Here is a 23246-nt window from a genome sequence, read left to right as displayed (position 1 = left end):
GGTCTCCATGTTGGAAGAGCGTTATGGTTGGAGTGGGGCGCCTACGCGCCCACCCTGTCGTGATCTGCGGGCGCAGGCTTTTCATCCTCCACGCGATAGTGGCGTGCTGCATGGGCGGGCGTGACATAGCCAAGCGCGATATCGCGGGAGATGGCTGCATTATCGCGCTCTGCCGGGTTGCCGTAGCCCGCGCCGCCGGCCAGGACGAACTCCACGATCTCTCCCGTCGTGCGGATCTCCACCAGCGCGCCGGTGCCGCAGTCGTGGATCACCGTGCCGTCGGGAGAGACGATCCGCCCGCGGGCGCCGCCGCCCGGCTGGCCGCCAAAGAGGCCGGGTATCGGATTGTCCACACCTTCCGGGTAAAGGGACACGAGCGTCGGCTGTCCATCGTCGTCCCGCTTGCGGAAGGTCACGATCTGGCCCAGCCCGCCGCGCGCCTTGCCCGGCCCGCCGCTGTCGGGCAGGTAGCTCTTGCCGGTAATCAGGATCGGCACCCGGCTTTCCATCAGCTCGATGGAAGTATTTGCGGCCGATGTGGGCCAAAGCAGCGCGGAATGCCCGTCGCCCCGCTCCGATCCGCCCTGACCGCCGCCGCAGAACAGCATGTCCGAGTAGAACCGCCCCTCCGCGTCCCGGCCATATATGTTCGCGGCCACGGCGAGACCCGTGAAGGACTGCACCTGTGCAGGCGCCGCCTTGGCCAGCGCCATGAAGATGTTCGGCGCGATGTACCAGCCCGTCCGCGTCCGCAGGTTCACCGCCGCAGGGTAGGTCGGGTTCAGGATGGAACCTTCGGGTGCGGTCACCGTGAACGGGCGGTAGCAACCAGCATTGCCGCGCACAGTGGGAGTCAGCATGCACTTCAGCGGATAGGTGGCATGCGCGGCGGTGTAGTTCAGCGTGGAATTGAGCCCGCCCTGCGGAAGTTGTGGCGGCACGCCGTCGAAATCGACGGTGATGCTGTCGCCCTGCACCTTGACCAGCACCGGGTACTCGATCTTTTCGCCCAGCGGGTTGTTGGTGATGAAGCTGCGATAATCGCCATCCGGGATGGCACGGATCGCGTCGCGCATGGCCTTCTCCGAAAGCCCCTGCACCACTTCGGCCAGCGCGCCCAGATCGTCCATCCCGTAATCGCGCATGAAGGCGGTCAGCCGCTCAGCCCCAAGCGCATTCGCCGCCACGAAGGAGAAGATGTCGCCCAGCACCTGTTCCCCGTTGCGCACGTTCTGGCGGATCATCTCGACCAGCGTCTCGTTCGGCTGCCCGGCGTCGAACAGCTTCATCGGCGGGATTTGCAGACCTTCCTCATAGATTTCGCGGGCATGCAGGCTGTCCTTGGTGCCGCCGATGTCGGAGACATGGCCGACAGTGCCCATCAGTCCGACCAGCCGCCCGTTGCGGAACGCGGGCGTCACGATGGCGATGTCGAAGAGGTGCCCCGCGCAGAGCCACGGATCGTTGGTGATGAGGACATCCCCCGGCTTCAGCGTTTCTGCCGGATAGCGGGCGAGCAGCGCCTTCACCGCGCGGGGCAGGGTCAGGTTGAACACCGGCATGGCGCGGGGGGAGTGGGCGAGCGTTTCGCCGTCCTTGTCCAGAAGTTCGCAGGCGAAATCCTGCGCCTCGGCGATGACGAGGGAGAAGGCCGTGCGGCAGACGGTCAGCCACATCTCCTCCACCACGTTGACGAGGCGGGACCACATGATCTCTAGCCCGATGGGGTCGGACTGGATACGGGCCACGGCGTCTGCCCGGTCCATGTCGGCGGTGATCACGGCCTCGGCGGTCTTGAGCGCCCCGACATGCACGCACAGATTCAGGCCCGCGTCGATGCTGACACGGTCCAGAGGCCCGACGACGGTGGTAGATTCACGCTCCTCGATGATCGCAGGTCCGGCGATCTCATCGCCGCCGGTCAGCGCATAGCGGTCATAGACCCGCGTCTCGAATGCGCCGCCATCGAACCAGCAGGTGCGGCTTCCCTTCACCTTGGCGGCAAGGTCGCCGCCACCCGCCGCGCCGGTCAGCGCGAGAGCGGGGGTGGGTCCGGCCACGCGAACGCGGAAGTTCACGCTTTCGAACCGTGCGCCGTCGAAGGGCGCGGCATAGCGGGCGGAATAGGCGGCGACGAAGGCGTCGCGGATCTCGGGGAGTTCAGCCTCGCCGATCCGGCCAGCGGGCAGACGGACGGAAATGTCGTGCATCTGCCCGACAAGCCGCATGTCCGCCGTCCGCTCCACCACGGCCTCCCCGGCGCCGATGCCCGCGCGCGTGAGGTGGTGGAGTCCTTCTTCCTCCAGCTTGCCGAGCACGGTGTTCACCGCTTCTGCATCGAACCCCGGAGCGAGCTCGATACGGAGCGAGCGCACCCCCTCGAAGGACAGCGGCGCGGCAAGGAACCCAAGGGCGGAAGCCGCCCCGGACGCGGGCGGGATCAGCACCTGACCGATCCCCATGGCACGGGCCACATCCACGGCATGGGCCGGACCGGCTCCGCCGAAACCAACCATCGCATAGGCGCGCGGATCCTTGCCTCGCTCGACAAGATGGACACGCGCCGCCGCGGCCATGCTCTCCACCACGACCTTGTGAATGCCGAGCGCCGCCTCCTCCACCGTGAGGCCGAGCGGCTCGGCCACCCGCGCCACCGCCGCCCGTGCGGCGGAAAGGTCGAGCGTCATGCGCCCGCCCAGGAAGAAACCGGGGTCGTAATAGCCGAGCACGAGATTGGCATCGGTCACGGTCGGGTTCTTGCCGCCCATGCCGTAGCAGGCAGGTCCGGGATCGGATCCGGCAGAATGCGGCCCGACCTTGAGCAGCCCCACCTCGTCGATGGCAGCGATGGAACCGCCGCCCGCGCCGATTTCGATCATCTCGATGACGGGCGCCTTTATGGGCAGGCCAGAGCCTTTGGTAAAGCGGTGAACACGGGCGGCTTCCATCATCGGGGCCACCTCGGCGCGGCCGTGTTCGATCATGCAGGCCTTGGCGGTGGTGCCGCCCATGTCGAAGGAGATGACATCCGCAAGCCCGGCCTTCTCTCCGAACAGCGCGGTGGCGAGGCCACCCCCCGCCGGGCCGCTTTCGAGCAGCCGGATCGGGAAATCGCGCGCGGTTTCCAACGATACCAGTCCGCCGGCGGAATGCATGAGCCGCAACGACCCCGAGAAGCCGTCGGCCCTGAGCGCGGCTTCCAGTTTCGTGAGGTAGCGGTGCATCAGCGGCTGCACGAAGGCATTCGCACAGGTCGTCACGCAGCGCTGGTATTCCCCCATCTCGGCCACGACCTCGGAGGAGACTGAGACGGCCAGTTCCGGGAACTCCGCCCGGATGATGTCGGCGGCGCGGCGTTCATGCGCAGGGTTCATGTAGGAGTGCAGAAAGACGACGGCAATCGCCTCGCAGCCCTGTGCGACCAGCTCCCGCGCGGCTTCCAGCACGGCGGGTTCGTCGAGCGGTGTCACGACGTGGCCGCGGGCATCCAGCCGCTCCGCCACTTCGAGCCGCAGATCACGGCTGACCATCGGCTCCGGGAAGGTCACGAACAGATCGTAGATGTCGTAGCGCTGCTCCGTTCCCATCTCCAGCACATCGCGGAACCCCTGCGTGGTGACGAGGCCGAGCTGCACGCCTTTGCGTTCGATCACCGCATTGGTGACGAGCGTGGTGCCGTGCACGATCTCCGCCACATCGGCGTGAGAGATGCCGCGCAGGTCGAGCAGTTCCTTCAGGCCCTTCAGCGCCGCCTCCGAAGGATCGTCCGGAGTAGTCAGCCGTTTGTGCAGCGTTACCGACGCATCCTGCGCGTCGTACAGCACGAAATCCGTGAAGGTGCCACCGATGTCGAAACCGACACGCCAGCGGTTGGCTGAGAAGGTCATTCGGGCAGTCCTTTTTCTGTAACAGGGGTGGCGGAGCGGGGCGCGACAAAGGCGGTATCGCCCAGTTCGTCGGCGATCCGCGCCGCTTCTTCGGCAAGGGTGGAGACGATCTCCATGCGCGCGGCCTCATCGACGAGCGCATGGGGAAAGACGACGCAAAGGCTTACGGCCTCGTCGCTCATGGGGTCGGCGACGGAGAGGGCGATGGCATCGACCCCCGGCGTGGCTTCCTGGTTGGAATAGGCAAACCCGTTTTCGCGGACCCGCGTCACATGGCGCATCACCTCGGCCAGTCCGGGATGATCGCCGTAGAGCGCGGCAATTGCCGGATCAGGCATGCGCGCCAGCAGGGTGCGCCCCGTCGCACTTTCATGCGCTTTCAGACGGCGGCCGATGTTGCTGACGACGCGCAGGGCGTTCGTCCCCTCGAAATCCACGACGGCAGTCACCTCCCGGCGGTCGCGTATGGAGACATAGCCGGTATGGCCGAACTGGCGGGATACCTTGGCCACCGCGGCGCTTGCCCGTGTGATCAGCCGGGAGGAGGAGCGGAACGCCGCGGCGAGATCCAGCAACAGAAGCCCCGGCCGATGCCGCTTGGACAGGCCGACTGTTTCCAGCATGCCTGCTTCCCGCATCGCTTTCATCAGCCGTGACGCACTGGCCTTCGGCAAATCCAGACGGACGGCGACATCCGTCACCGTCAATTCCGGTGTTTCCGTGCTGAAGCAACGGAGAACCTCTGCGGCATTTTGGAGTATCGACATCTGATAGTTCCGTTTTATGGAACATCGGTTCCGTTATGTGAGACAAAATGTAAAAATTTTGAGTCGGTCAATGAAAAAGACGTGGCTTTGACTGCCACAGTCGGGTTTCCACCGGTGATGCAGCGCCTCTGCCGGAAATTTGGGCGGTTCACGAACGGGAAACGCCGCCCGTGGGCGGCGTCGGTCATTGTCGAAGGGGGAGGCGCCGTCAGGCCTTGCCGCGACTCTCCACCAGATGGGCGAGGAGGCTCGCCCCGACGGGCAGGATAGTGTCGTCGAACAGGAAACCCGGATTGTGGAGCGGTACTTCTCCATCGTGTCCGAGGTTGAAGAAGGCACCCGGCACGATGCGGAGGAGATCGGCCATATCCTCCGATCCCATGGTCAGCTCGGCATCCGCCCGCGCCTGGCCGCCGACGATGTCGCTGGCCGAGGAGATCAGGTTCTCGACACGTTCGGGGTCGTTTATAAGAACGTCGAACACCTGCCGGATGTCGATATCGATCTGCACCCCATGTGCCGTGGCCAGACCCGCGCAGATTTCCGTGATCCGTTCCGCGATCAACCGGGCGTCCTGTTCCTCGAAATAGCGGAAGGTGCCGGCGAGCTGGGACTCCGCCGGGATCACGTTATAGGCGGAGCCGGCTTGAAACCGCGTGACGGAAACGACGGCGGCATGCGTGGGATCAATATTGCGGGCGACAATCGTCTGGAGCGCGGATACCAGCTCCGCTCCGATCACGACCGGATCGCGGCTTGCCTGCGGCATGGCTCCGTGACTGCCGCGCCCGTGGATGGTGATGTCGAAGAAGCTCGCCCCGGCCTGCGCACGGCCAGGCCGGATCGTCACTTCCGAATGGCGATTGTAGGGCGAATTGTGCAATCCGTAGAGCTCGTCGCAGGGAAAGCGGTCAAAGAGCCCGTCCCGAAGCATCGCCCGCGCCCCGCCGAGACCCTCCTCCGCAGGCTGGAAGATGAACACCGCTTGCCCGGCGAAATCCAAGGTCTCCGCCAGATAGCGGGCGGCCCCCAGCAACATCGTCGTATGTCCGTCGTGCCCGCAGCCGTGAAAGACCCCCGGATGACGCGAGCTGTAGGGCAGGTTCGTCATCTCTTCCATCGGCAGGGCGTCCATGTCGGCGCGCAGGCCAATGGTCCGCCCGGCGCGGCACCCTTGCAGGACACCCACGACCCCGGTTCCACCGACGCCGCGGGTGACCGCGATACCCCAGCCTTCCAGCAGTTCCGCCACCCGTGAAGATGTGCGGGTTTCCTGGAAACCAATCTCGGGATGCGCGTGGAAATCCTGACGGATCGCGGTCAGATCCGCTGCATAGCCGGCGATGCGTTCGATGACGGGCATGGCATTCTCCCTTGCTGCCTGCCTTCTGCTAGCGCGCGGGCGAGGCCGCTGCCAGAGATCTCCGCTCCGACCGACATGACGCGCGGGGCTGGCACGTCGCTCCGTGCGAATGCCTGCACAGCGTCGGTGGCGGGTTGCTGAAAACGTTCGGAAGCCGCATTCCCCTGCTCTGGAAATCGGGAAATCTGCCCCGGAGTGTTCAGGATCGCGTGGATTTCGGGCTGGATTCCGTCAGATTGCGAACGATTTCCGCTCCAGCGCAGACCTGAAAACCGTTTCATCAGGTATTGAAGTGGAACCGGGTAGCCCCGTGGAAGGTGCATCTATCCGCCTTATGGGTCTCAGCCCGCGTTCAGTGCACTGTCCCCTAGTAATACGCTGACCGGATAAAACTCGCCAGCCAGCGCGCTGACAGGTCCACCATATGCCGCCTGCGTCGTAAAAAATTCATTCGGATGACTTGGTGGCGTTACGGCTGCAGCGCAGGGTAAGGCCATGAAACAGGATATGCTTTCGCTCATCTCGCTCAGCCGCGCCTTCGGGGAGACCCGGGCTGTGGACCGGGTGACGCTCGACATACCGGCGGGCCAGTTCGTCGGGGTGATCGGCCCTTCCGGCGCGGGGAAGTCCACTCTCCTGCGCCTTGTTAACCGCCTCGTGCAACCGACGGAAGGCACGATCCGCTTCGGCGCGACCGATGTCACCGCGTTGCGCGGCCGCCGCCTGCGGGAATGGCGGCGCGATTGCGCGATGATCTTCCAGCAGTTCAACCTCATTGATCGGCTGGATGTTCTGACCAATGTGCTGGTCGGCCGATTGGCCAACCATGGGCTTCTCTCGTCCATGGCCATGCATTTCTCGGAGGCCGAGCGGTTGGCCGCCGCTCAGGCGCTCGACCGGCTGGGCCTTGCCCACAAGGCGCTGGAGCGGGCGGGCACGCTGTCGGGCGGGCAGCAGCAGCGAGTCGCCATCGCGCGGGCGCTGGTACAGAAACCCCGCGTGATGCTGGCCGACGAACCGATCGCCAGCCTTGACCCCGGCAATGCGACGCGCGTGATGGACGCGCTGCGCAGGATCAACCGCGAGGACGGGATTACCGTCCTCGTCAATCTCCACACGCTCGACACGGCGCGCGCCTATTGCGACCGGATCGTCGCCATGCGGGCAGGGCGCGTGATGTTCGACGGCACCGCGCGCCAGCTCACGCCCGACGTGGTGCGCGATCTCTACGGCACCGACGGTCTGACCGAGATCGACGAAGCCATCACCTCAACCGCGATCCGCCGGCACGAGCCGGCCTGAACCGGAGCTTTCTCCATGAAGACGCTGACCGCCGCCGCCCTGCTCATGCTGGGTGCGACCCTTCCCGCATGGGCACAGGACTGGAAGCAGGACTACCGCATCGTGCGCATCGGCGTGACCTCGGCCGAGAACGAGGCCGACCGCATGGCACGCTGGGAACCCTACCGCGACTATCTGGAAAAGTCGCTGGGCGTGGAGGTCGAGATCTTCACCGCTGGAAGCTACGACGGCGTGATCCAGGCGCTGGCCGCAGACCAGATCGAATTCGCCAGCCTGGGTTCCTCGGCCTATGCCGCCGCCTGGACGGAAACGGAAGGCGGCGTGCGGCCGATCCTTGCCCAGCAGGATCTCGATGGTTCCTCGGGCTATTTCTCCGTCATCGCGGTGCGCTGCGATGCGGGATACAAGACGGTGGCGGACCTGAAGGGCAAGGTGATGGCCTTCGCCGACCCGGATTCCACCTCGGGCTATGCCGTGCCGCTGTTCAACCTTGTCCGGCAAGGGATCGAGCCGACCAGCTATTTCGCCGCGACGCCGTTTTCGGGCAGTCATGAGGCCGGTGTGCAGGGCGTGGTGAACCATCAGTTCGACGCCGCCGCCACCTACATCAACAACGAAGAAAACGGCATCCCCCAGCGCATGGTGCAGAAAGGCATGATCAAGGAGGGCGAGGTGTGCTTCGTCTGGCAGTCGCCAGAGATCACCAACGGCCCGGTGACCGTCCGCGCCAACCTGCCGCCCGCGATGATCGATGCGGTGAAGCAGGCGTATCTGCGCGCGCCGGTCGATGCGCCGGACGCCTTCCGCGCCATCACCGGCGGCGACAAATCGACCGCCAGGGGCTTCATCGAAGTGGATCACGACCGTTATCAGTGGATCGTGGACATGCGCGCCTGGATGAAGGCGCAACGTCGCGGCTGATCGTGAAGGGGCGGCGCGACCGCCCCGATTTCTCCAAAAACAACCGGCGCATCCCATGTCCCCAACCGATACCTTCGCTACCTTCGAGGCCGATTTCCTGCGTCACCGGAGACGGGCGCGGCTGACCTTCTGGCTCGCCTTTGCCGTGATCGCGCTGGCGTTCTGGGTCTCGGCGGACATGGCGAACTTCTTTCGTGTAACGCAGGTGACCCTTCCCGGCGGTGCGCGCGAGGATCGCTGGATCCTCGCCGCAGGGCTGCCGCGGCTGGGTGACTACATTGCCAAGACGTTGCCGGACCTGAGCCTTGCCACGCTGGGGCGGGATCTCGCGCACTGGTTCTGGCGCTGGCCCGTCTGGCTCGACCTGCTGGTGGAGACGCTGCTCATCGCCTTCATGGCCACGACGCTCGGTGTGATCGCGGGGTTCCTTCTGTCCTTCACGGCGGCGCGCAACCTTTCGCCTCTGCCTTCGCTGGTCTGGATCACCCGCCGGATGCTTGAGATCGCGCGGACGGTGCCGGAACTGGTCTGGGCGCTGATCTTTGTCTTCTGCTTCGGCGTGGGCCCGATGGCGGGCGTGCTGGCCATCGCGCTGCACTGCACGGGATCGCTTGGAAAGCTCTATTCCGAGGCGAACGAGAACGTCGATATGCGCCCCGTGGAGGGCGTTCGTGCCGCGGGCGGGTCGTGGTTCGACCAGATGCGATACGGCGTCGTGCCGCAGGTGATGCCCAACACGCTGAGCTATACGCTGCTCCGGTTCGAGATCAACGTTCGTTCCTCCTCCATCATCGGCTTTGTCGGCGCGGGCGGACTCGGGCAGGAGTTGCGCACTGCGGTCAGCCTGCAGGAATACACCGACCTGTCGGCGCTTTTCCTCATTATCCTTGCAACCGTCTTTGCGATCGACTGGGCGTCCGAGCGGCTTCGTCACCGGGTCATCGGGCTGGAGGCTGTGTGATGGCGGACCTAACTCGAGCCATCGCAAGGCCGCGCCGACCGGGGCGGGCGCTTTTCTGGGCCGGTTTCGCCCTCATGTTCGGCTGGTGCCTTTATGATTTCGGCTTCACGCCCACGCGTCTCTGGCACCGGATGGGGCGGCTGGGCGGTGTGCTGTCCTTCATGCTGCCGCCCCATGTCTGGACCGACTGGCCCAGCGTGGCCGAGGTGCTGACGGGACTTGGAGAGACGCTGTCGATGGCCTTTCTGGGCACGATCCTCGGCGCGCTAGTGGCCTTTCCGCTGTCTTTCCTGGGCGCGAAGACGATCAACAGGATGGGCTGGCTGCGCTTCGGTCTCCGGCGGGGTTTCGACGCGATCCGCGCCTTCGAGACGCTGATCCTCGCACTGATCTTCATCAGGGCCTTCGGGCTCGGGCCCCTGGCCGGGGTGCTGGCCATCGCGGTGGGAGAGATCGGTGTGCTGGCCAAGCTTTATGCGGAGGCGATCGAGAACAGCTCGCCCAAGCCGGTGGAGGGCGTGACGGCGGCGGGCGGCTCCCGGTTTCAGGCGATCCGCTTCGGCCTGCTCCCGCAGGTGATGCCGGTGCTGCTGTCGATCACGCTCTACAACTTCGAATCGAACGTGCGGTCGGGCACCATCCTCGGCATTGTCGGCGCGGGCGGGATCGGCTTCCTCCTCTCTGACCGGATCGGTGCCTACAAATGGGACGAGGCATGGTCGATCATCATCCTGATCGTCGGGATGGTCTATCTGATCGACGCCGTGTCCGGCCTGATCCGCGGCCGTCTCATCCGCCCGGGGCAGGGGCGGATCCGGCAGGGCTGAGACACTCCTGTGCTCCGCGATAGAGGCGTGGGGGAGGATTTTCCGGCGAAGGAAACGATCCATTCAGAAGACAGGCAAAGCTCCTTCAGTCAAGCCGCCAAGCCGCCTCATCAGGCGGGGCAACCTCAACTGCTCTGGTTCCAATCGGTACTATGAATGTCCTTGCCTCCTCGCCTTCCGAGCATGACTCAACGCCTTCAAGCTCCCCGAGGCTGAACCTCAGGGCGCCCTATTCGAAGATCTCCGGCGCGGAGGTGAGCAGGATGTCCACAGTGCGCATGTAGTGGCGGCGGATCAGATAGGCGGCGTCGTCGCTACGCCGGGTGATTACCGCCTCGGCCAGCTCGCGATGCTCTCCCAAGTCGTCGCGGGGTTCGTGCAGATAGTGGACCGACAGGCGGCGGTAGCGGGTGGCCTGATCCGCAAGGATCTGGCGGAAATGCAGCAGCCGGGGGGATCCGCAGTCGGCCACCAGCGCGGTGTGGAACCGCTGATGCGCCTCCTCCCAGACAAGGTCGATTTCGCCGTCCTTCATCTTCGACCGCTTGCCGACTTCGTGAAGCGCGGCAAGGATCCGCCCCTCCCACGCATCCGAGCCGGCCCGGATCGCGCGTGTCAGGGCGAGGCTCTCGATATCGCACCGCGTCTCCGCCAGATCGGCCAGATCCTCACGCGACACGGGGGCGACACGGTAACCCTTGTGCTCCTCCAGCACGACAAGGCCGTCACCCGCCAGACGGGTCAGCGCCTCGCGGAGTGGACTCATCCCGGCGTTGAACTGCTCCCGCAGCTCCTCGAAGCGCAGCCTTTCTCCCGGCCGGAGTTTGGCATTGAGGATTGCCGCGCGCAGCGTCCCGACGATTTCCGATGTACGCGTGCGCGCGTTGGGGCGGTCCGGCGTCTCGATGTCCATGCCGTTATTGTCCTTCGGCCATACTTGCGGCTTTGCGATAATATTAGAAAATTTCGTATTCTTTCGCAACTGCATCATGCGACGGTCCGGCCGGAATCGACGCAGAGCAGCGCCCCGGTCATATGGGGCAGGGCATCGCTCAGCGCAAAGGCAACGTAGCGGCCAAGCTCCTCCGGATCGACGACCTCACCCATGGGCAGCGCTGCGGCGGCGGCCTCCAGATGGCCCGGAATCGCCTGGGCCAGCGGGGTGGCGGTGGTGCCGGGCACCAGGGTGTTGACCCGGATGCGGTGGGGCGCAAGCTCTGACGCCAGTTGCCGCATCAGGCCATGCACGCCGCTTTTCGCCACCACATAGGGGGTCAGCCCGGTCATGCCGCGCAGCACCGTGGAGGATCCGGTGGCGATGATCGACCCGCCGTTTCCCTGCGCGACCAAGGCACGTGCCGCCGCAATCACCGTGTTGCAAGTTCCCGTAAGATTTACGGAAAGAATGAAATCCCATTCCGCATCACTGATCTCCAGAACGGGTTTCCGGGGCAGGGTCACACCGGCATTGGCCACGACGGCGTCCAACCGTCCGAACCGCTCCTGCGCCAGCCGCATCAGGCCGGACACTGCCGGCCGGTCGCGGATGTCCGCCACCTGCGCCAGAGCAGCACCCATGCGGACGGTCTCCGCCAGCCCCGCCTCATCCAGCCCTGCCGAGATCACCATTGCTCCCTCGGCTGCACAGGACAATGCCACCTGCCGCCCGATCCCGGATTCCGCCCCCGTGACCACCACCACCTTGCCATCCAAGCGCATGCCGATTCTCCCCCGTTGTCATTTCAAATTACCATTATTCACCGATTATAGAAAATATGATAAACAGTGGAAAATCGGTGAAGCGCCGATTCGCATTCGTTTCGGGGAGGAAGCGATGAAGACTGGATTTCTCACGGCCATTGCGCTGATCGCGCAGGCGACGGCGGCGCAGGCGGCGGAGCCGGTAAGGATCGGGGTGCTGCTGTCCACGACGGGGGGCCTCGCTTCGCTGGGGACCGCGGAACGCGACGGGGTGCTGCTCGCCCAGAAAGTCATCAACGCGAAGGGCGGTGTCGGCGGCCGGCAGCTGGAACTGATCATGCAGGATGACGGCTCAAACCCTGACGCGGCGATGAGCAAGATCAACACGCTGGTGCATTCCGATCACGTAGTCGCCGTGGTCGGCCCCACCGGCATCGCCCAGACCGTCGCCGTCGGCGCTGTGACGCAGAAGGAACGGATCCCGATGCTGGCCTTCACCGGCATCGGTCCGGCGGTGGAGGCGAAGCGCGATTGCGTGCTTCACCTCACCCCGGCGCAGGGGCTCAATGCGCGTGCGCTGCTTTCCTATGTGCGCGATGCAGGGTTCAAGCGCATCGCCGTCCTGCATGATTCCGGCTATGGCCAGGTGATCTGGGGCGCGATGAAGGATCTCGGCAGCGAATACGGCGTCGAGTTCGTGCAAGTCGAAAAGTTCGAGCTTTCCGCCACAGATGCCACGGCCCAGGCCGCCAAGGTCAAGGCCGCCAACCCGGATGCGGTGATCCTTCTGTCCTCAAACGCGACGGGTTTCCGCAACCTGCGGCAGGTCGGGCTGACGCAGCCCATCGTTTCGGTCCATGGCACCGCGCTTTACGAAGTCGTGCGCGCCATGGGCGATGCGGCCGACAATGTGGTTCACGCCGAGTTCCTGATCGCCGAGGATCCGCTGCCGAACCAGGTGGAATTCGTCACTGCCTACAAAGCCGAATACGGCCGCCTGCCCAAGCATTTCGAGGCCGCCGGCTGGGACGCGGTGATGGCCATCGCCGCCGCGCTGGAAAAGACCGGGCCGGAGGCCGGAGCCGGCCGAGGGGGAACTCTGCGAGGCCCTGCGCGCGCCGTTTCCGGGCGCCTTTGCGACCTATGACTTCTCCGCGGCCGACATGGGCGGGTTGAACCTCGGCAGTTTCAGCTATTCCCTGCTGACGAAAGGGCAGTTCTCGCGGCTGCCCTACAAGGCCGAGTGAGGGGGCGGCCATGGCACTCGTCTGGCAATCCATTCTTGCGGGGCTGACCAACAGCTTCGTCTATGCGCTGGTCGGCATCGGCATCGCGGTCATCTACAAGGGCACGCGGATCGTGAACGCCATGCAGGGCGATTTCGCGGTGATCGGCGGCATGGTGGCGGTCTTTGCCATAGCCGCCGCTGGCCTGCCCTACTGGGTGGCCTTCCCGCTCGGCATCGCCGCGGGGGCCGGGACCGGCTGGGCCATCGACCGCTTCTGCGTGCGCCCGATGATGCGCCGCCATGCCGAGGAGGATGCCTTCCTGCTGCTCACCATCGGGCTGGCCTTTACCATCTCGGCGGCGGTGCTCTATTTCGGCGGGCGGGATGCGCATCTGCTTCCCGGCCTCGGCGGGCAGGGCAATGTCGAGATCATGGGTGGTTTCATCACCATCCATGCCCTGTGGCTCATCGGCATATCGCTGGTCGTGGTGGCGGGGCTCTGGGCCTTCTACCGCTATTCGATAACCGGGCTGTCAATGACGGCGACCTCCATCGACGCCGAAGGCGCGGCCACCAACGGCATCGACGTGGCGCGGATGCGGGGCAACACCTTCATTCTTGGTGGGGCCGTGGGCGCGCTCGCGGGTATCCTCGTCACGCCGCTGATCGCGGTGAGCTATCAGATGGGGCTGGGCATCACGCTCAAGGGGTTTGCCGCCGCCATTCTGGGCGGGCTGGCCAATCCGCTGGGCGCGGTTCTGGGCGGGCTGGTGATCGGGCTGACCGAGGCGCTGGCCGTCGTGGGGTTGTCGTCGGGCTACAAGGACGCGGTGGCGCTGACCATCATGGTGGCCATGATGGTGCTGATGCCGAACGGCCTTCTGGGCCGCGCCGGGCGGAAGGGGGGCTGAGATGGCCACGCTGACCGCATCCCGGAGCGCGCGCTCCGCCCCCGTCTGGAGCGCCGTTGCCCTGCTGGTGCTTTTGCTGCTGCCGATGGTGCTGGGGCGCCACGCGATCGACCTCATGGTGTTTGCGGCGATCTATGCGATTGCTGGGCTGGGGGTCGGGCTGCTGCTTGGCCAATGCGGGATCGTCAATCTCGCGCAGGCGTTCTTCTACGGCATCGGCGCCTATGCCTCGGCCTATGGTACGGTGGAACTCGGCTGGTCGCCGCTGACCGGGATCGTCGTCGGGATCGTCGTGGCCGCGGCGGTGGCGCTGGCCATCGGCTGGCCGGTGCTGCGGCTCACGGGCTTTTTCCTGGCGCTGGCGACGCTGGCCGTCGGCACCATCGGCACGATCCTGTTCTTTGAATGGGACTGGCTGACCGGGGGAACGCTCGGCATCGGCGGTTTGCCGTCGCTTTCGCTGATGGGTTTCGATTTCGACACGCCGACGCGGTTCTACTACCTCGCCTGGGGGCTGCTCCTTGGCCTCATCTGGCTGGGGCAGAACCTGGTTGCGGGCCGCCCGGGCCTTGCCATGAAGGCGGTGCGGGATGCGGCCCCGGCGGCCGAGGTGCTGGGGGTGGGGATCCACGGGCTGCGCCTGCGCATCTTCGTCATCGGCGCGGCGCTCGGTGCGCTGGCGGGTTCGCTCTTTGCCCATTACGTCAGCTATGTGAGCGTCGAGAGTTTTACCGTTCAACGCTCCATCGTCTTTCTGTTGATCCCGGTGATCGCCGGGGCGCGCACCGTCTGGGGTGTGGTGGCGGGGGCACTGTTTGTCACGCTGGTTCCCGAAGCGCTGGCCGGGCTCGGCGACATCCACCAGATGCTTTTCGGCATCGTGCTGGTGCTGGTCGTGGTGCTGCTGCCGGAGGGGCTGACGGGGCTGCCCGCCCGTTTGAGGAGGCTCCGCAAATGACAGCACTTGCACAGCAAACGCCTATCGCGCCGATCCTCGAACTCCGCGGTGTGGCCCATGCCTTTGGCGGCCTGACCGTCTTGCGGGATGTCAGCTTTTCGGTGCCGCAAGGGGGCATCGCCGGGCTGATCGGACCGAACGGGTCGGGCAAGACCACGCTTTTCAACATCACCTCCGGCTTCCTGCTCCCCAAGGCAGGGGAGGTCCTGCTGCAAGGACGCCCGATCACCCGCGCTCCGGTTCAGGCCAGAAGCCGGGCGGGTCTGATCCGCACCTTCCAGACGCCGAAGCTGTTCGGCCATATGACGGTGGCGGAGAACGTGGCGCTCGGCCTTTACAACGAGACCTCCTCCGGCTTCTGGTCGGCCATGCTGCGGACCCCGGCGGAGCGGCGCGAGCGGGGCATGGTGGCGGAGCGCACGGCGGCGATGCTGGCGCGCTTCGGGCTGGACCGGCTGGCCACCACCCGTGCGGGTGAACTTCCTGCCGGGCAACAGCGCATCGTGGAGATCGCCCGTGCCCGGATGGCGTCGCCGCGGCTTTTGCTGCTGGACGAGCCGTCCTCCGGTCTCTCGCAGGACGAGGTGTTCCGCCTGCGCGACTGGATCGAAGAACTGGCGGCGGAGGGGATCACCATCCTCCTCGTCTCCCACGACATGGGGCTGATGGAAGTCTGCGAAGATGTCCATGCGCTTTACTTCGGCAAGATCATCGCATCGGGGTCGATGGCCGCCATCCAGGCGGACCGGGCGGTGCGCGATGCCTATCTGGGGGGTTGAGATGCTGTCTGTGGAACGGATCGCCGCCGGATATGGGCGCATTCCCGTGCTGCGTGATCTGGACATGCAGGTCGGCGAGAATGAGGCCGTCGCCATCGTCGGCGCCAACGGGGCCGGGAAATCCACGCTGGTGCGCGCGGTGCTTGGCCTTTCGCCGCCGACGGCGGGGCGGATCACCTTCAACGGCGCCGACATCACCCGCGATGCGCCCCACGCCCGCGCGGGGCATGGCATCGCCGTCGTGCTGGAGACGCGGGGACTTTTCGGCGAACTGACCGTTGCGGACCACCTGCGGCTGTCCGATCACGCCGGACAGAAGGCCAGTCGCCCGGCCGGTTTTGCCCGCATGGGGCTGGAGGAGGTGCTGGAGCTTTTTCCTGTGGTCCGGGAAAAGCTGGCGACACGGGTAGAGCTTCTGTCGGGTGGACAGCAGCAGATGGTGGCGGTGGCGCGTGCGTTGCTGTTGCAACCGCGGCTTCTGGTGCTGGACGAGTTGACCACGGGCCTTGCGCCCAAGGTGGTGCAGGAGATCGTCGCGGCGCTGGATACGCTCCGCGCGCGGGGTCTCAGCCTGCTGATCGTGGAGCAGAGCGTAAAGCTCGCCGCGCGGATCACTGACCGCGCCTATGTCATGTCGCTGGGCCGCGTGGTGCATGAGGTGCCCCGCGGAGGATGGGACCGCGCGCTGTCGGATGACACGCTGTCGAAGGCCTATCTCCATGGCTGACGTCATCGCGCGGATGTTCACCGATGGGCGCACCCATTCCTTCTGGAAGGATGAGGCCGTGCCGCATGAAATGCTGGAACGCGTTTACGACCTGGCCCGCATGGGGCCGACCTCGGTCAACTGCCAGCCGGCGCGCTTCGTCTTCCTGACCACGCCGGAGGCGAAGGCGCGGCTGCTGCCCGCGCTCTGGCCTGCCAATGTGGACAAGGTCCGCACCGCACCCGTGACGGCCATCGTCGCCAGCGATACCCGGTTCCATGAACATGTCCCGCGGCTCTTTCCGCACAGGCCGGAGGCGGCGGAGCCCTTTGCCGCCGATCCGGCGCTGACCCGCACGACAGCGGAGCGCAATGCCACCTTGCAGGGCGGCTACTTCCTGCTCGCCGCCCGCGCGCTCGGGCTGGATTGCGGGCCGATGTCGGGCTTCGACAATAGCGCGGTGGACCGGGAGTTCTTTCCCGACGGGCGGCTGCGCTCCGACTTTCTGATCAATCTCGGGCATGGGGAGCGCGAGAAGCTCTTCCCCCGCCTGCCACGGCTTTCCTTCGAGGAAGCCTGTTCCATTCTTTGACCACAAGGAGACAATCATGCGTTACGCAAACTTCCTCAAGAACGGCAAGGCGCATCTCGCCGCTTCCGCCGGCGACGGCTGGGTCGATCTGGGCGCCACGGATTTGACCTCCCTGATCCGCTCCGGGGCCGATTTGTCGGCCGCCCCCAAGGGCGAGGCGATGTCGCTGGACATGGCGGCGCTGCTGCCTGTCATCCAGCGGCCGCCGAAGATCTTCTGCATCGGCCTCAACTATCTCGACCATGCGGCGGAGAGCCCCTACAAGGAAAGGCCCACCTATCCGGCCGTGTTCCCGCGCTATGCCACCAGCCTTGTGGCGCATGGCCAGCCGATCATCCGGCCCACCATCTCGCGCGAACTCGACTTCGAGGGGGAGCTGGTCGCCATCATCGGCAAGGGCGGGCGGCATATCCGCCGCGAGGATGCGCTGTCCCATGTCGCGGGCTATTCGATCTTCAACGAAGGCTCGATCCGCGACTATCAGTTCAAGTCGCCGCAATGGACGGTCGGCAAGAACTTCGACAACACCGGCGCTTTTGGCCCGTGGATGATTACCGCGGACGAACTGCCGCCCGGCGCGGCGGGCCTGTCCATCCAGACGCGCCTGAACGGAGAGGTCGTCCAGCAGGGCAATACCTCCGACCTGATCTTCCCGGTGGATGTGCTGATCTCCACCATCTCGGAGGCGATCACCTTCGAGCCGGGCGACATCATCGTGACGGGCACGCCCGCCGGCATCGGCTGGGCAAGGAAGCCTCCGCTCTTCATGAAGGATGGCGACCGCTGCGAGGTGGAGATCGAGCGCATCGGCATCCTGTCCAACCCCGTGCAAGATGAAGTCCGCACGGCTGCCGCCTGAACCGCTGTCGAGGGGAGGAAAACCATGACCGCACTCATCTATCGGCTGGGCCACGTCGCCCTGAACGTCATCGATCTGGAGGCGGCAGTCGCCGACGCGCAGGCCATCGCCGGCGCGCGGCTCTGCCGGATGGAGGGGGATCGCGCGATCCTGACCGCCAACCGTCGCCATGCGGAGCTGGTGCTGCACCGCGCCGCCGCGAACGAGGTCCGCGCCATCGGGCTGGAGGCGACCAGCGCCGCGGCGGTGGATGAGGTCGCGGCACGGGCGCGCAAGCGGGGCTTGCGGATCCTCTCGCAGACGCCCTCGCTGCCCGCCATTGCCCGGTCGGTCACTTTCGCCAGCAGCGAGGGCCATGTGTTCGAGGTCCATACCGCCATGCCGGAAGACCAGCCGAAGCGGTATGCCGGCGCCGGCATCCATCCAAGTTGCCTGGATCACGTGAACCTGTGTTCCTCTGATCCCCAGGCCATGGGGGAGGAACTCGGTGAGGTGATGGGCCTGATCCTGTCGGAGCGGACGACGGGTTACGAGCTGAACTGGATGCGCGCGGGCGACGGGCGCCACCATACGGTTGGCCTTGTGCTGGGCAGGCCGGGGCTGCACCACTACAGCTGGGAATTTGCGGATTTCTGCGATTACAAGCGGCTGGGCGATGTGCTGGACGCTTGTGACCGTGGCATCGTCTGGGGGCCGGGGCGGCACGGGGCAGGGGACAACATCTTCGCCTATTACCTCGACAGTGCCGGTTTCATGGTCGAATGCACGTCGGAGATGGAGGTGATCGGGGACGACCGGCCGACACAGGTGACGGATGTCGGGGTGAACCTGTCGAACCCCAAGGTGGTGAACCGCTGGGGAGCACTGCCGCCCCGGCTCTGGATCGATCACCATACCGCCTTTGCCGTTCCCGAAGCGGTGCCGGCATGAGAGCTGAGGAAGAGATCCGCGCGGTCGAGGCGGCGCGTTATGCCGCCATGCGGACAGGGGATGTGACGGCTCTGGCAGCCCTGCTGGACGGGGCGCTGATCTACACCCATTCGGATGGGTCGCGCGACACGCGCGCCAGCTATCTGGAAAAGGTGTCGGCAGGGCATTTCCGCTATCTCTCCATCGAACACCCGGAGGATGCGATCACCGTCTGGGGCGATGCGGCCGTGGTGGCGGGCCGCATGCTGGCCGAGGTGACGGTGGCCGGTCAGACCCGCCGCCTGGCCAATGCAAGCCTCGCCGTCTATCGGCGGGGAAAAGAAGGCTGGCAGCTTGTCGGCTATCAGCCCACGCCGCTGCCAAGGGCGTGACATGGAGGCGTAGAGGTGGATCGGCCGGGCGCGGTGGGCAAGCCGGAGCCCGAGAACAGGGAACTCGGCTGAAGCCCGGGTTCCCTGTCACGGCGGCATCTCCGCCCCAAAGGCTGCCTGCTGCGATGGGGAGCTTTGTCGTGCATCCGTTTCGCTGGCGGGACAACGGCCCTGATTGTACATCGAATGGCCGATGACAGCGTGCTCGGCCGCCAGCGCTTTCCGCCCGAGACTTTGCTTGGACCAAACGCCGGCCATCGGCCGCGCGGCTGACCTTGCCGTCAAGTCGGGGATGGCCGTGATCGGTGGCGGGTCTTGGGGCGGCCGCGCGCCCGAAGATACGCGGCTGACCGCGGATCGCGATTTCCCTATCCCCGATGACGCGACGGCGCCCCGGCTGCTGGAGGCAGTGGCCATCGTTGACGCCGGGGACGGCGGACGTCATCCACGACGGGCAGGCCGTTCTGCGAGCCCCTCGGGACCAAGGCCGCTGAGGTGGCGAATACCGGGGCGCGGATCAATTTCGCCCCAGAAGAAACGGCTAGACCGCTCCCGTCACGTCATGGTCTTCTGTGCGCGGAAGGCCCGCCTTCTTTTTGAGCCCTACCATACCCATTCTTCCACAGGTAGCAGGCTGCTGAAAAGGCTTTTTGGTCTGTGTTGTAGCGGAAGTCTTTCGCAATCTGATAAAATCCCGCCGGAAATCCATATACTTCCGAGTGTTTCCGGGCCCATTTTCCGACTTCCGGCGCATAGGCATGACATTTCAGGACTTTTCGGCAGCGCGGTAGGATCATCGGTGCCACCGGGCCTAGCGCAGCCACCATGGGCCCTTCATGCCTCGCGCCGACAGTTCCGGGGCAACGCTGCCGGGACTGCCGCACCGTCGATGAGTTTGCCCAACCCCGCGTGGCGTCGGGACGTCGGCCATCCGGCTATCTGACGAGGTCTTGCGCCACATCCCGGTCGCAGCCCGCGGGAGCATATCTGCGGGAGCATATCTTCTGCGACAGGCGGTTCAGCTTCGAAGCGCGGCACGCTGCCATGGCAACGGCCGAAGACCGGTGCGGCGTGGGCTTCAGCACCGATATGTACCGGACGCGTTCGCAAAAACCGAACGCGGTCTTCGATTGTCGTTGGCTTATGCAGATCGCGGCGGGGGCGCATATTCCGTGCGTGGTACGGGGTCGGCAGTTGGCCCGGCCGCGACGAGAAAGGACCAGTATCATGGAAGATCTCTATAACCGCCTGTCGAAAGACGACGCCGTCGTCCTGCTGGTGGATCACCAGACGGGGCTCATTTCCGGTCTGGTGCGCGACCAGACCCCGGAAGCCTTCAAGAACAATGTCGAGGCTCTGGCCGATACAGCCAAGTTCTTCAATCTGCCGGTGATCATCTCGACCAGCTTCGAGAATGGTCCCAACGGCCCGTTCCTTGCCGGTATCAAGAACATGTTCCCAGAGGCGGCGTATATCCCCCGACCGGGGCAGATCAACGCTTGGGACAACGATGATTTCGTCAATGCTATCAAGGCGACCGGCAAGAAACAGCTCATCATCGCCGGGGTGGTGACCGAAGTCTGCGTGGCATTCCCGGCGCTCTCCGCGTTGAAGGCGGGCTACGAGGTCTTCGTGGTGACTGACGCATCCGGCACAATGAACGAAATCACCCGCGATGCCTCGTGGCTGCGCATGCAGCAGGCGGGCGCGCAGCTGACCTCCTGGTTCGCAGTGGCAGCCGAGTTGCAGCGCGACTGGCGCAATGACGTGGAAGGCTTCGGCCAACTGATCTCAAGCCATCTGCCGGGCTATCAGACGGTGATCGGCAGCCATATGGCCAGCCAGCCGGGCGCCTGACGCGGGGCCATAATGGGGCGCGATGGGCGGCCAAGCCATCTGGGCTTCGGCCGCCCATTCCGTTGACCGCCTTTTCCGCGCGTTGCTCCGGCAGAGGGATCGCTGCGATGGCGGACCGGATGCGTTGCGCCTTCCTGCCCGCTCTCATAGCTCCGCCGTTGGCATGCCCTGCCGCCACGGGCCTCCGTCCGCCAGTTCGGCAGCCAGATGGTCGATGACGGCCCGGATCTTGGTGGGCATGGGCGAGACGGGCGGCCAGACGGCGGTGATCGGCAGAACGCGGGTCTCGACCCCGGGCATGACTTCGACCAGGGCGCCATTCCTTACCGCAGCCGCCACGATGAAGCCGGGCAGCATCGCCAGGCCAAGCCCGGCAATCACCAGATCGCGCATCGCCTCGCCATTGTTGAGCGCGATCCGCCCTCCCACCTGCGGCGAGACCGTCCGTCCGCCCACCCGGAACTGCCACAAGGCCACATCGGCCAGATGCGCATAGCTGATCACCTGATGGTCGTGCAGGTCGGACAGCGTCGTCGGCGTCCCGTGGCGGGCGAGATAGGACGGCGCCGCGACGACAACCTGCCGGTCCTCGCAGAGCTTGCGGGCCTTCAGCGCGCCGTCGCGTGCTTCGCCGATGCGGATACCGATATCGAAACCGTTGCGCGCCAGGTCATGGGCGCGGTCGTCATAGTCGATGCGCAGGTCCAGCTCCGGATGCGCGGCGGCGAACCGCGCGAGGATCGGGGTCAGATACATTGTGCCGAAGCTCATCGGCGCGGCGATGGCAAGCGACCCGCGCAAGGGCGCCGCGCCGTCCATGCTCCAGGCCGCGCTTTCGGTTGCCGCGACCAGTTCGGCCAGTGCCGGTCGCAGGCGCTCCGACAGGTGTCCCGCTGCCTCGGTCGGCGTGATCCGCCCGGCGTTGCGGCGAAAAAGCGCTGCTCCCACCGTCGCCTCGAAATCCGAGACCCGCTTGCTGATCACCGATTTCGACAGGTTCATCCGAGCGGCGGCCGCAGAGATGGTGCCCAGTTCCATCACCGTCAGGAAGGTCTCGATCTCGTCCAAGGAATATCGCATGGGTGAAGCATACTTGCGCTCCATCCGTTCGCAATAGCAGAACGCCGGCTTCGATCGGGCACGGCTGGCGGGCGTGCAGGTCATCGCCGATATTGGACACAACGAAAGGAGGCCGCGATGAACCTCACCGGCATTCACCACCTGACGGCGATCACCGCCGACGCCCCCGGCAACAACCGTTTCTATACGCAGATGCTGGGCCTGCGCCGGGTCAAGAAGACCGTCAACCAGGACGACACCTCCGCCTACCATCTGTTCTTCGCCGATGGCGTGGGCAGCCCCGGCACAGACCTCACCTTCTTCGACTGGCCCGTGATGCGCGAGCGCCGCGGCACCCGGTCGATCAGCCGCACCGGGCTGCGGGTGAACGAGGCGAGCCTCGACTACTGGGCCGCCCGCCTGCGGGACAATGGCCTGAGCATGGGCGAGATCGCCACGCTGGACACCCGCGCCAGCCTTGATTTCGAGGATCCCGAGGGCCAGCGGTTCCGCCTGACCGCCGACCAGCCGGGCGAGACCCATCCGTGGGAGCGCAGCCCTGTTCCGGCCGAGCATCAGATCCGTGGCCTCGGTCCCATCACCATCTCGGTCCCCGACCTCGGCCCGACGGAAACGCTGCTGACCCGGGTGATGAACATGCGACGGCTGCGTGACTACGCCAGCCCGGACGGCGAGGGTCAGGTCCATGTGTTCGAGATGGGCGCGGGCGGCCCGGCGGCAGAGCTCCATGTCGCCGTGCAGCCCGGCCTGCCCATAGCGCGCCAGGGCGCGGGTGCGGTGCATCACGTCGCCTTCCGTGTGCCCGATGCCGACGCGATCCGCGCCTGGACAGAGCGCGTGAACGGCTTCCGCATCCCGTCCTCCGGCGAAGTGGAGCGGTTCTACTTCCGCTCGCTCTATTTCCGTGAGCCGGGCGGCAACCTGTTCGAGATCGCCTCCGACACCCCCGGATTCGCCGTGGACGAACCGTTCGAGACCATGGGCGAGGCGCTGTCTTTGCCGCCATTCCTTGAATCGCGCCGCGCGAAGATCGAGGCCGGACTGAAGCCGCTGGACTGATCCCGCTGACTGGGGGGCCGCAGGGCAGACCGCGGCCCCTTTTCCCGCATCATGCCATCAGGAACAGGCGGGAAACCGTCGAGATATGAGCCGGTCACCCAAAACAGCTGCAGCGGGTGCAACCGGTTGCGACGCTTCACTCGTGACGAGGCTGCCACGATCCATTGTTCCATCGCCATCCGGGCCG

General features: G+C 65.7%; 21 protein-coding genes. 15 read left to right on the top strand and 6 right to left on the bottom strand.

Annotation, left to right across the window (positions count from 1 at the left end):
* Positions 1–41: 41 nt before the first annotated feature.
* From RT513_RS08850 to RT513_RS08840, 3 genes are all read right to left on the bottom strand, one after another.
* Positions 42–3887 (bottom strand): hydantoinase B/oxoprolinase family protein, encoded by a 3846-nt coding sequence (locus RT513_RS08850; protein ID WP_290686488.1) that lies wholly within the window; start codon positions 3885–3887, stop codon positions 42–44.
* Positions 3884–4654, bottom strand: coding sequence for an IclR family transcriptional regulator (locus RT513_RS08845; protein ID WP_290686492.1), 771 nt, complete (start codon positions 4652–4654; stop codon positions 3884–3886). Before RT513_RS08845 ends, RT513_RS08850 begins: the two co-directional genes overlap by 4 nt.
* Positions 4655–4862: 208 nt before the next feature.
* The gene (locus RT513_RS08840) at positions 4863–6017 is read right to left on the bottom strand and encodes an amidohydrolase (protein WP_290686495.1); all 1155 of its coding nucleotides are present in this window, start codon (positions 6015–6017) and stop codon (positions 4863–4865) included.
* A 495-nt stretch (positions 6018–6512) separates the two neighbouring features.
* Here RT513_RS08840 and phnC point away from each other — a divergent pair, with 495 nt between their 5' ends.
* From phnC to phnE (RT513_RS08820), 4 genes are read left to right on the top strand one after another with little or no spacing between them, the layout of a single operon-like run.
* Positions 6513–7319, top strand: coding sequence for a phosphonate ABC transporter ATP-binding protein (gene phnC / locus RT513_RS08835; RefSeq protein WP_290686498.1), 807 nt, complete (start codon positions 6513–6515; stop codon positions 7317–7319).
* 15 nt (positions 7320–7334) lie between these two features.
* Complete coding sequence (phnD, locus tag RT513_RS08830; protein WP_290686501.1) at positions 7335–8240, top strand: phosphate/phosphite/phosphonate ABC transporter substrate-binding protein; 906 nt, start codon at positions 7335–7337, stop codon at positions 8238–8240.
* 55 nt (positions 8241–8295) lie between these two features.
* Positions 8296–9201 carry a phosphonate ABC transporter, permease protein PhnE gene (gene phnE / locus RT513_RS08825; RefSeq protein ID WP_290686505.1) on the top strand — a complete coding sequence of 302 codons (906 nt, stop codon included), beginning with the start codon at positions 8296–8298 and terminating at the stop codon, positions 9199–9201.
* On the top strand, positions 9201–10028 hold the full coding sequence (phnE, locus tag RT513_RS08820; RefSeq protein WP_290686508.1) for a phosphonate ABC transporter, permease protein PhnE: 828 nt from the start codon (positions 9201–9203) through the stop codon (positions 10026–10028). Before phnE (RT513_RS08825) ends, phnE (RT513_RS08820) begins: the two co-directional genes overlap by 1 nt.
* 229 nt (positions 10029–10257) lie before the next feature.
* Here the strand turns inward: phnE (RT513_RS08820) and RT513_RS08815 are convergent, their stop codons facing one another.
* Both RT513_RS08815 and RT513_RS08810 read right to left on the bottom strand, forming a co-directional pair.
* Entirely contained in the window at positions 10258–10941 is a 684-nt protein-coding gene (locus RT513_RS08815) for an FCD domain-containing protein (RefSeq protein ID WP_290686518.1), read from the bottom strand.
* Positions 10942–11015: 74 nt separating this feature from the next.
* A complete protein-coding gene (locus RT513_RS08810; protein ID WP_290686521.1) occupies positions 11016–11747 on the bottom strand; it encodes an SDR family NAD(P)-dependent oxidoreductase in 732 nt (243 codons plus the stop codon).
* A gap of 115 nt (positions 11748–11862) precedes the next feature.
* Here RT513_RS08810 and RT513_RS08805 point away from each other — a divergent pair, with 115 nt between their 5' ends.
* The 10 genes from RT513_RS08805 to ycaC all read left to right on the top strand — a co-directional run bounded on the left by RT513_RS08805 (position 11863) and on the right by ycaC (position 20920).
* Entirely contained in the window at positions 11863–12876 is a 1014-nt protein-coding gene (locus tag RT513_RS08805) for an ABC transporter substrate-binding protein (protein ID WP_290686524.1), read from the top strand.
* 110 nt (positions 12877–12986) lie between these two features.
* The gene (locus RT513_RS08800) at positions 12987–13868 is read left to right on the top strand and encodes a branched-chain amino acid ABC transporter permease (protein ID WP_290686544.1); all 882 of its coding nucleotides are present in this window, start codon (positions 12987–12989) and stop codon (positions 13866–13868) included.
* A gap of 1 nt (position 13869) precedes the next feature.
* A complete protein-coding gene (locus RT513_RS08795) occupies positions 13870–14826 on the top strand; it encodes a branched-chain amino acid ABC transporter permease (protein ID WP_290686546.1) in 957 nt (318 codons plus the stop codon).
* The gene (locus RT513_RS08790) at positions 14823–15605 is read left to right on the top strand and encodes an ABC transporter ATP-binding protein (protein WP_290686548.1); all 783 of its coding nucleotides are present in this window, start codon (positions 14823–14825) and stop codon (positions 15603–15605) included. The genes RT513_RS08795 and RT513_RS08790 overlap by 4 nt, the downstream gene beginning before the upstream one ends.
* Position 15606: 1 nt before the next feature.
* Positions 15607–16332, top strand: coding sequence for an ABC transporter ATP-binding protein (locus RT513_RS08785; protein WP_290686550.1), 726 nt, complete (start codon positions 15607–15609; stop codon positions 16330–16332).
* Positions 16325–16903, top strand: a complete 579-nt coding sequence (locus RT513_RS08780) for a malonic semialdehyde reductase (protein ID WP_290686552.1) — start codon at positions 16325–16327, stop codon at positions 16901–16903. The genes RT513_RS08785 and RT513_RS08780 overlap by 8 nt, the downstream gene beginning before the upstream one ends.
* Positions 16904–16919: 16 nt before the next feature.
* The gene (locus RT513_RS08775) at positions 16920–17762 is read left to right on the top strand and encodes a fumarylacetoacetate hydrolase family protein (RefSeq protein ID WP_290686554.1); all 843 of its coding nucleotides are present in this window, start codon (positions 16920–16922) and stop codon (positions 17760–17762) included.
* A gap of 24 nt (positions 17763–17786) precedes the next feature.
* Entirely contained in the window at positions 17787–18692 is a 906-nt protein-coding gene (locus RT513_RS08770) for a hypothetical protein (RefSeq protein WP_290686556.1), read from the top strand.
* Positions 18689–19063, top strand: a complete 375-nt coding sequence (locus RT513_RS08765; RefSeq protein ID WP_290686558.1) for a nuclear transport factor 2 family protein — start codon at positions 18689–18691, stop codon at positions 19061–19063. Before RT513_RS08770 ends, RT513_RS08765 begins: the two co-directional genes overlap by 4 nt.
* Positions 19064–20107: 1044 nt before the next feature.
* The gene (ycaC, locus tag RT513_RS08760) at positions 20108–20920 is read left to right on the top strand and encodes an isochorismate family cysteine hydrolase YcaC (protein ID WP_290686560.1); all 813 of its coding nucleotides are present in this window, start codon (positions 20108–20110) and stop codon (positions 20918–20920) included.
* 144 nt (positions 20921–21064) lie between these two features.
* Here ycaC and RT513_RS08755 read toward each other — a convergent pair whose 3' ends face one another.
* Positions 21065–22000 (bottom strand): LysR family transcriptional regulator, encoded by a 936-nt coding sequence (locus RT513_RS08755; protein WP_313533918.1) that lies wholly within the window; start codon positions 21998–22000, stop codon positions 21065–21067.
* Between the two features lie 117 nt (positions 22001–22117).
* On the opposite strand from RT513_RS08755, the gene RT513_RS08750 reads away from it, so the two are divergent.
* Positions 22118–23059 carry a ring-cleaving dioxygenase gene (locus RT513_RS08750; protein ID WP_290686565.1) on the top strand — a complete coding sequence of 314 codons (942 nt, stop codon included), beginning with the start codon at positions 22118–22120 and terminating at the stop codon, positions 23057–23059.
* The last annotated feature ends 187 nt before the right edge of the window (positions 23060–23246 follow it).

It is taken from the genome of Haematobacter sp., from assembly GCF_032102465.1.
Taxonomy (GTDB): Bacteria; Pseudomonadota; Alphaproteobacteria; order Rhodobacterales; family Rhodobacteraceae; genus Haematobacter.
The sequence above is the reverse complement of the archived record's forward strand: the minus strand, read 5'-3'. Positions and strand labels throughout refer to the sequence as shown.